The 8791-nt window shown below is 42.0% G+C and carries 5 protein-coding genes and 1 pseudogene; 4 read left to right on the forward strand and 2 right to left on the reverse strand.

Annotated elements, in window-relative coordinates; translation table 11 throughout:
* Positions 1 to 351: 351 nt before the first annotated feature.
* Positions 352 to 1386 carry a cobalamin biosynthesis protein CobW gene (gene cobW / locus O9324_RS10265; protein WP_288140130.1) on the reverse strand — a complete coding sequence of 345 codons (1035 nt, stop codon included), beginning with the start codon at positions 1384 to 1386 and terminating at the stop codon, positions 352 to 354.
* A gap of 202 nt (positions 1387 to 1588) precedes the next feature.
* On the opposite strand from cobW, the gene O9324_RS10270 reads away from it, so the two are divergent.
* Entirely contained in the window at positions 1589 to 1777 is a 189-nt protein-coding gene (locus tag O9324_RS10270) for a hypothetical protein (RefSeq protein WP_002769260.1), read from the forward strand.
* A 333-nt stretch (positions 1778 to 2110) separates the two neighbouring features.
* Here the strand turns inward: O9324_RS10270 and O9324_RS10275 are convergent, their stop codons facing one another.
* Complete coding sequence (locus O9324_RS10275) at positions 2111 to 4015, reverse strand: polysaccharide biosynthesis protein (protein ID WP_288140131.1); 1905 nt, start codon at positions 4013 to 4015, stop codon at positions 2111 to 2113.
* A 583-nt stretch (positions 4016 to 4598) separates the two neighbouring features.
* On the opposite strand from O9324_RS10275, the gene crtH reads away from it, so the two are divergent.
* The 3 genes and pseudogenes from crtH to O9324_RS10290 all read left to right on the forward strand — a co-directional run.
* A complete protein-coding gene (gene crtH, locus O9324_RS10280) occupies positions 4599 to 6110 on the forward strand; it encodes a carotenoid isomerase (protein ID WP_288140132.1) in 1512 nt (503 codons plus the stop codon).
* 303 nt (positions 6111 to 6413) lie between these two features.
* A complete protein-coding gene (locus O9324_RS10285) occupies positions 6414 to 8093 on the forward strand; it encodes an ABC1 kinase family protein (RefSeq protein WP_288140133.1) in 1680 nt (559 codons plus the stop codon).
* Positions 8094 to 8129: 36 nt separating this feature from the next.
* A pseudogene (locus tag O9324_RS10290) lies at positions 8130 to 8791 on the forward strand (hypothetical protein); the annotation flags it as partial.

Raw genomic sequence — 8791 nt, forward strand, 5'->3', positions numbered from 1 at the left:
AGGAAACCATCCGCAAGTCAATAGAGGGAGAGGATGTCCTTAAAAGCCAAGGCTTTGAGTAATATCAAAGATATGCTAACAAAGGACGGGTAACTAGGAAGTCTAAGCAACAATCAACGGTCATATACGCCCTAAAACCAACAATCTTGTCTGGTGGGGATACAGCCAAGAGAGTTGAATAGACAAGGAAATAATAATTCCCATTATTATTCTACTAATGACAGTAGCCTAGTTACTCAGGAGCCGGATACGGCGAAAGTCGTAAGTCCGGTTTTGAAGCAGGGGGTGGGAAGGCGACTTCCTGCTCTACTGTAACACCCCCCCCACACCCTGTCCCTAGGAAAAACTTCTTCAGCCAACCCTAGTTAAGGCCTGCTCGATTCTCTGACTATCGAGGGAGCGGCCGATAAAGACCAAGCGAGTTTGCCGCATTTCTGTGGATTGCCAGGGTCGATCGAAGAAAGAATCAAAGCGATCACCGACTCCCTGTAACACCATACGCATCGGTTTATGGGCCACATTAACAAATCCCTTAACCCGATAGATTTCTTCTCGGGCCACCAATTCTTTAATCTTTTGGGTCAAAATTTGGGCATCTACGGGAGAATCGAGGCAAAACTGCACAGAATTGATCTCCTCATCGTGATCGTGTTCTTCCTCGTGATCATGATGACTAGGACGACTGGCTAAATTATCCTCGACGGCGGCATTAAATCCCAATAGCACATCGGGGCTAATTTGTCCATCGGCACAAGTAACTATTTTTACCGTCGATCGCAGTTGTGTTTTCAGCCAATTAATAATTTTTTCTAATTCAATTTCGCTGATGAGATCGGTTTTAGTTAAGAGTACCAGGTCAGCGCAGGCTAACTGATCCTCAAATAACTCCTCAATGGGGGTTTCGTGTTCTAAATTAGGGTCTGCTTGCCTTTGTGCGGTTAAAGCGTCCAAATCCGCCACCAGACGACCCCTAGCGATAGCAAAACCATCCACCACGGTGATTACTCCGTCCACCGTCGCACCGTTGCGGATTTCCGGCCAGCGAAAAGCTTGAACCAGAGGTTTAGGTAAAGCTAATCCCGAGGTTTCGATCAGCATACAATCCAACTGTTGCCGTCGCTCCAGCAATTTCTGCATGGTGGGGAGAAATTCTTCCTGTACTGTGCAGCACAGACAACCGTTGGTCAATTCCACAATATTATCGTTAGGGTTGTCATCGCAGGTCTGACAACTTTTCAACAAATCACCATCAATTCCCACTTCTCCGAATTCATTGACCATAACGGCCACCCGGCGGCCTTGATTATTTTGCAGTAGATGACGGATGAGGGTAGTTTTTCCCGCACCCAGAAAACCCGTGATCACAGTAACTGGAATTTTGTGCATAGATAGAGCGATCGTTCATGTTCCTAGATCAATGTATCAGACTCTCGGTCTAGGGTTGAGGGTTTCAGCGCTAATTCTTTAGGATTGCCCCACCAATTGCCGGACTGTCACAAACTAGCTGAAATTTTCCTAGTTAGTCGTTATTCTGGGAAAAGTTTCAGCCGGCTAAATAATCGCTGAAAAACTTTTGTGGGAGTGGATCATGTTACAACGTCTTTTTTTAGCCTTTACCCTCGCTTTTCCTCTTTATTTAAGCATCGCTATTCAACAGACTTCTCCTCTAGCTGATAGAATAAATCGCCCTTCTTCTCGCGGAATCAATAAAATTGAGCGGACAGTAAAAACTATCCAAAAGCAATTAAAACAAGAGCAGTCGGTTCAATTAGATTAATAAATTTGGTGAAAAAGAGGAGAGCTAAAACGGGTGCATCTCATTTTTGTAAATCTACTAATTTGGGATTTTTAAGGGGAAACTTTCTCCTAAAATTGGGCGTTACTTTCGGTTTTATCACTCAACACTAGGGTTGATTCATAGTAGGGTTGATTCATGAATCAACCCTACCCAAACCCCCCGTTGGGGACCAAACCCCAGAGCGCATTAGTTTTTCGGTGGGATGCTTACACGCGATTGTTCATATTTTTGTACTAATTTAAGAGTCACTGATAATTGCTAATTGTCGGTATTTCTGCAAATGTGGGATGCACTCGCTAAAACTCCTCTTTTTCACTTTTTACTTGACAAATTACTTGCTATTTGCTTCGGGGGTTGGTATTCGGGAACTAAATCTCGTAGGTACTTAACTAAGCCCTGACGGTCATTAACTTGAATAGAATTAAGCAGTTGCTCTAATTTGATTTGCAATTCGTCCCAAGCAAGAAAGTGTTCATGAGCGCAAAAAATCTTTGGATGAGCGGTGGGACAAGCTTTATCGGTATCGATTAATAATTCTTCGTAGAGTTTTTCCCCCGGTCTTAATCCCGTGATTTCAATATCGATATCTTGCCCTAATTCCAAGCCACTTAAACGAATCATCTGTAGGGCCAAATCGTAAATTCTTACCGGTTCACCCATATCTAACAGGAATACCTCACCCCCCTCAGCCATTGCTCCTGCTTGCATAACCAAACGCACCGCCTCCGGAATAGACATAAAATAGCGAATAATATCGCGATGGGTGAGGGTAATATTCTTACGTTGGGCAATTTGTTCCCGGAAACGCGGCACCACGGAACCGCTACTATCAAGAACATTGCCAAAGCGGACGATCGCGCAACGGGTGGCAGTGTCAGGTAAAGCGGCCAAAGCTTGTACAACTAACTCAGCACAGCGTTTACTGGCCCCCATAATGTTAGTCGGTCTGACGGCCTTATCGGTGGAAATAAGAACTAAATTACTAACTGAATTCTCGATCGCGGTCTGAGCGACATTTAAACTGCCCCAAACATTAGTGTAAACCCCCTGACTAGGATTGGCTTCCACAAGGGGAACGTGCTTATAGGCGGCCGTGTGATAAATTGTCTCAATCTGGTGTTGTTGGATGACTCGGGCCAGATGATTGCGGTCGAGAACATTGCCTAAATAGGCATACTTGCGTAAATCGGTATAATTTTCGCTTAAATCGAGATCGATTTTGTAGAGGGAAAACTCGTTTAATTCGTAGATTACCAGGCATTTTGGCTTGAGGAAGGCGATTTGTCGGCATAATTCCGAACCGATGGAACCGCCACCCCCGGTGACTAACACCGCTTTACCTGTGACATTTTTTCCCAAAAGTTCGGGATGGGGTAGAATTTCTTCCCGTCCTAATAATTCCGAGACATCGACACTGCGAATCTGATTGATGGCCGCTTCCCCCGATAAAATTTTTGAGAGGGGAGGAACAGTTTTAATGTCGATGGGTAAAGTTTCTAGACTTTCGATGATTTGCCGCTTTTTGGCCTTGGCTACGTTCGGAATAGCGAGAACAACCCAGTCAAAGGCCCGTTTTTGGTGCAGTAGTGTCAATTGAGAGGGGGGATAAACCCTAATGCCTTGGATCACTCGCTGCTGCAAATCGGGATTATCATCAATAAAAGCTAATAAACGATAGTGGGGGTCATTTTGTAGGGAACGTGCCAATTGACAACCCACAACCCCGGCACCATAGATAACAATTGTCGGTTCCCTATCCACACTACTGACGTAAATATTCAGACGGTGAAAGACAGAACGAATCAACAATCTCACCCCGATAACCAATACTAGGGTTAACAATGCGTCGATAATCAGGACTGAACGTGGCAAAAAGGCATCCCCTTGAAAGTAGGCAAGACTGATTAAAACCCCTGAACTATAGAGGACCGCTTGCAGTACGGAGGAAAGAAACTCTAATCCTGTATAACGTACTACGGGACGGTAAATACCTCTGAGATAGAAAACTAGAGTTTTAATGGCAATTAAGCCCAATATTTGCCCTAAAAAAGGTCTAATTTGCTGATATTCGAGGCTCAGATTCAACCTGAGAGAGAAGGCTAGATAGATGGTTAGACTAAAAATCAGGCAATCGGTGACAATTAAAAGAGAGCGCTTCGATGACCTAGATAGGGAATTAGCTAATTTAAGGATTTTGTTGGCCAGTTTTCTATACATTATCCAATTGATTAATTAATTTGGCTCTTCGTTACTTGGTATGATTCGATCAGGGGGCATAAATCGACTAAATCCTTATATGGCAAGAGACTCAATTGATTAGCTCGTTCTAGATAGAAAACAATTGGCAAAAATCGAAGCAATGTCTTTCTGTGTAAGGGTTTTATCCTTTATAACCCCCCTCCATTGCATAACACAAACCGAAGAACCATTAATTTTAAGTAAAATGATGTTTGGCTCTCCCCGACTTGGTGTGATAATCAGTGTTTATCGTTCCTAGTAGTCTTGCTAGGCAAGGCTTTGAAGACTATCTTTCCAGAAAATTACCCCTATTCTTCTCCCTTCCATACAGAAACGAGAAGAGCCAATGTTTTTTTTATAACAGTAGCGCTGCCCGTCTTTCCGGAAGATAATATCACCCAAACCCAACTATGTCAAGCGGCCGGATTTGTCAAGACTTTTTTCCTTTTACCAGCTTTTCATTTCTCCCCCAAAATTTTTTGCTCCCGCAAACTAGCCGATAAATGACCGCTAGTCAAGGGTTACAATCAAGAATTGATACAAAAATTTATCGAGTCAAGTTATGAGTAATCAGTACGATGCGATCGTGATTGGGTCGGGAATCGGGGGATTGGTGACAGCGACGCAATTAGCGGCAAAAGGGGCAAAAGTCTTAGTTTTAGAGAGTTATCTGATTCCGGGGGGCAGCGCAGGTTATTTTGAACGAGAGGGTTATCGTTTTGATGTGGGTGCTTCGATGATTTTTGGTTTTGGCAAAAAGGGGACGACTAACCTCTTAACCAAAGCTTTGGCAGCGGTGGATATGAGTATCGAAACCATTGCCGATCCCGTCCAGATTCATTATCATCTCCCGGACGGATTAGACTTAAAAGTTCATCGCGACTACGAACAATTTTTACAGGAATTAATTAGCCATTTTCCCGCAGAAAAAACCGGTATTCGGCGCTTTTACGATGAATGCTGGCAGGTGTTTAATTGCCTCAATAGTATGGATTTACTATCGCTGGAAGAACCCCGCTATCTGACTAGGGTTTTTTTCCAGCATCCCTTATCCTGTTTGGGATTGGTCAAGTATTTACCCCAAAATGCGGGAGATGTGGCCAGAAAATATATTAAAGACCCGAAATTATTGAAATTTATCGACATGGAATGTTATTGTTGGTCGGTAGTACCCGCCGATCGCACTCCGATGATTAATGCGGGAATGGTCTTTAGCGATCGCCATTACGGGGGAATTAACTATCCCCGGGGAGGAGTGGGACAGATTGCTCTCAAGTTAGTCGCGGGATTGGAAAAAGCTGGTGGTGAAATCCAGTATCAAGCGAGAGTGAATAAGATTATTTTAGATGCAGGACGGGCGATCGGAGTAAGATTGACCAATGGTAAGGAATATTACGCTAAAAAGATTGTTTCTAATGCCACGCGTTGGGATACCTTCGAGAAACTACTCCCCCCGGAATCTCTCCCCCGCAGTGAAAAAAATTGGCAAAAACGCTATCAAAAATCCCCCAGTTTCCTGAGTTTGCATCTGGGAGTTAAGGCCGATGTATTACCATCAGGAAGCGAATGTCACCATATTTTACTAGAAGATTGGGAAAATATGGAAGCAGAACAGGGAACTATCTTTGTTTCTATTCCTACCTTACTCGATCCCTCCCTCGCACCCCCGGACCATCATATCATTCATACTTTCACCCCTAGCTGGATTGATCAATGGCAAAAACTGCCCCCCCAAGAATATCAACAGAAAAAAGAGGCCGCTGCTCATCGTCTCATCGATCGCCTGAAAAAACTCTTTCCCAAACTAGATACAGGATTAGATTATATCGAAATTGGCACGGCCCGCACCCATCGCCGCTTTTTGAATAGAATCGATGGCAGTTACGGCCCAATACCGCGAAGAAAACTGTTAGGCTTATTAGGAATGCCCTTTAATCGCACAGCTATTCCTAATCTTTATTGTGTGGGAGATAGTACCTTCCCCGGTCAAGGATTAAATGCGGTAGCCTTTTCTGGTTTTGCTTGCAGTCATCTTCTATCGGTAGATCTGGGTTTACCTGGTCGCAGAGATTAAAAGCTGAAAATCAGGATTTTTACCAGCGAATTCGCAAACGGGAAGGTAAAACTTGACAGCGTTTCTCAGATGGATGAAGCGCATTTTTGCGACTGGAATCCTTCCTTCGGCAAGGTTTAATTTATACTTCACCTTGACGAGAAACGCTGTGGGATATTAAGTAGGGAGGCACAATTATTTGTAGGATGGGTTAGCGGTAGCGTAAAATGATTGGGCGTTGGGTTTCATGCTTCAACCCAACCTACGTTCATCTGATAACTGATAACTGATAACTGATAACTGATAACTGATAACTGATAACTAATGCTTACTCCCTTTGATTCCCCCAAATCTTTACATTGGCAGCAAAGCTTGCGATCGCCAATTATTCGTCAATTGGAGATATTTAGCTTTACAACGCAGTTTTTGACTTTTTTGCTCTGGGATCGTTTAACGGGGGCTAATAGGGGCAAAAAACGGCAAAAGAGAGCGAAATGGTTAGTTGATCGCCTCATGAATTTGGGACCAACTTTTATTAAAATTGGACAATCTTTATCGACGCGAGCAGATTTAATTCCGCTCGAATATATCGAACAATTAACCCAATTACAGGATCGAGTTCCCGAATTTAATAGTCAAGAAGCGATCCGAGTTATCGAAACAGAATTAGGACAAACCCTAGATAATTTATTTGAAAGTTTTACTGTTTCTCCCCTCGCTTGTGCCAGTTTAGGACAAGTGCATCGAGCGCAGTTATTAAGTGGGGAAGAAGTCGTTATTAAGGTACAAAGACCGAATCTAGAAGGACTATTTAATCTCGATTTTGAATTGTTGCATCGTCTCACCCGTTGGTTAAATATTTTCCCCGTGGTGAAAAAATATAATCTAGAAGCTATCTATCAAGAATTCTTTGAGCTACTCTTTCAAGAAATCGATTATATTCATGAGGGCAAAAATGCTGATCGCTTTCGGGAAAATTTTAAGAATTATCCCCAGGTAAAAGTCCCTTTAGTTTACTGGCAATATACCACCCGCAAGGTATTAACTTTGGAGTATGTGCCGGGGATTAAAGTTGATGATCGAGAGACTTTAATAGCTAATAATATTAACGTAGATGGGATTATTCAACTGGGTATCTGTTCCTATCTCAAACAACTATTACAGGATGGTTTTTTCCAATCAGACCCCCATCCGGGTAATATGGCAGTTAGTCAGGAAGGGGAGTTAATTTTCTACGATTTCGGCACGATGTTCGAGTTAAAGTCCGTCGCTAAAGATCAAATGATCGAAACCTTTTTCGCTATCTTGAGAAAGGATACAGAAACAGTCTTAAAAACTTTGATGTATATGGGGTTAATTGAACCCGTTAGAGATCTACAACCCATACGAAATATCGTGCAGTTTCTTTTAGATGAATTTCGCGATAAACCGGTAGATGTGAGGGTATTTGAACAAATTAGCGATCAAGTGTATTTAATGTTTAAACAGCAACCTTTTCGCTTACCCCCCCAAATGACTTTTATTATTAAATCTGTCACCACTTTGGATGGAATTGCCCGCTCTTTAGATCCCCAGTATAATTTATTAGCAGCTAGTCAACCTTTTGTGAAAAGTCTAGCAGTATCGGGAGGAACTACCAAGACAATGCTTATCCTAGCTAATCAAGCGCGCACTTTTCTTAAACAACAATGGCAAAAAGGTAATAAAAACGAGAGAATGATCCGTCAATTAGAGGAAAAAATCGAGCGAGGAAATTTAGTTTTTCAAGTTAAGTCACGGGAAAATGAACGACTTCTGAAAAGAATTTATCTGGGAATTAAAGTATTAATTAATGTCTGTCTATTGGGATTTAGCATTATCTCAGCCATATTTTTATTAGACAGCAACTATAGCAAACTAGCTATTATTCCCTTCAGTCTAGCGGGGTTATTTGGTTTATTTTTTCTGCGTTCTTCCATGGCTTTATTGATTCAGGAAAGATTAGATAAAATGCTAGAAAAGTAAATAATTATCATTTTTAATTAGTAGATGGTTATCGGCGAAAATTTCTACCAGAGGATGTATATTTATAATTATTGCGCCTTTGATTTGTATCAGAAACCGGTTATCAGTCTCGCTATTCTAGGGGATGAACGAGTAAATTGGCGACCAGATTCCTATAATTATACTATCGCTGGCTGTGAAGTGACTCTCAAATTCCCAACAGTCAAATTACTGGACTATGAGGAAAGATGGTCAGAACTAGAGGTAAGTAGCAATCTCTTTGCTATAATAGTCATGGCACACCTGAAAACAAAAGCGACTACCGGGAAGCTGCCACAACCGGAACAGTGGAAGTGGAAGTTAATCAGGGGATTATATGAAAAATAGTTCGAGAGAGAACGGATAATTAAACTGTTTGAAATCATCGACAATATGATGACTTTATCCCCTGAATTACAGTCAAGTTTAGAGAGTAAAATTAAACAATTTGAGGAGGAAAGAACCATGCCTTTAATGAGTAATATGGAGTTACGAGGAATCGAACGCGGTAAAGAAATTGGCAAGGAAATTGGAGCGTTAGAAAATGCTCGTGATTTTGTGAAAAAAGTTTTGGAATCTCGCTTAGGTGAAGTTCCTTTAGATGTGGAACAATACCTGAATAAAGTTTCGGTACTATCTACATTACAAGAGATTGTTAAATTAGCAGCTACTGCTAATTC

It is taken from the genome of Microcystis sp. LE19-84.1B (assembly GCF_027531875.1).
Taxonomy (GTDB): Bacteria; Cyanobacteriota; Cyanobacteriia; order Cyanobacteriales; family Microcystaceae; genus Microcystis; species Microcystis panniformis.

What these genes read in the sequence shown, in the direction of transcription:
- cobW (WP_288140130.1), bottom strand. Translation starts at nt 1,386, where the DNA reads ATGCACAAAATTCCAGTTACTGTGATCACGGGTTTTCTGGGTGCGGGA.
- O9324_RS10270 (WP_002769260.1), top strand. Translation starts at nt 1,589, where the DNA reads ATGTTACAACGTCTTTTTTTAGCCTTTACCCTCGCTTTTCCTCTTTAT.
- O9324_RS10275 (WP_288140131.1), bottom strand. Translation starts at nt 4,015, where the DNA reads ATGTATAGAAAACTGGCCAACAAAATCCTTAAATTAGCTAATTCCCTA.
- crtH (WP_288140132.1), top strand. Translation starts at nt 4,599, where the DNA reads ATGAGTAATCAGTACGATGCGATCGTGATTGGGTCGGGAATCGGGGGA.
- O9324_RS10285 (WP_288140133.1), top strand. Translation starts at nt 6,414, where the DNA reads ATGCTTACTCCCTTTGATTCCCCCAAATCTTTACATTGGCAGCAAAGC.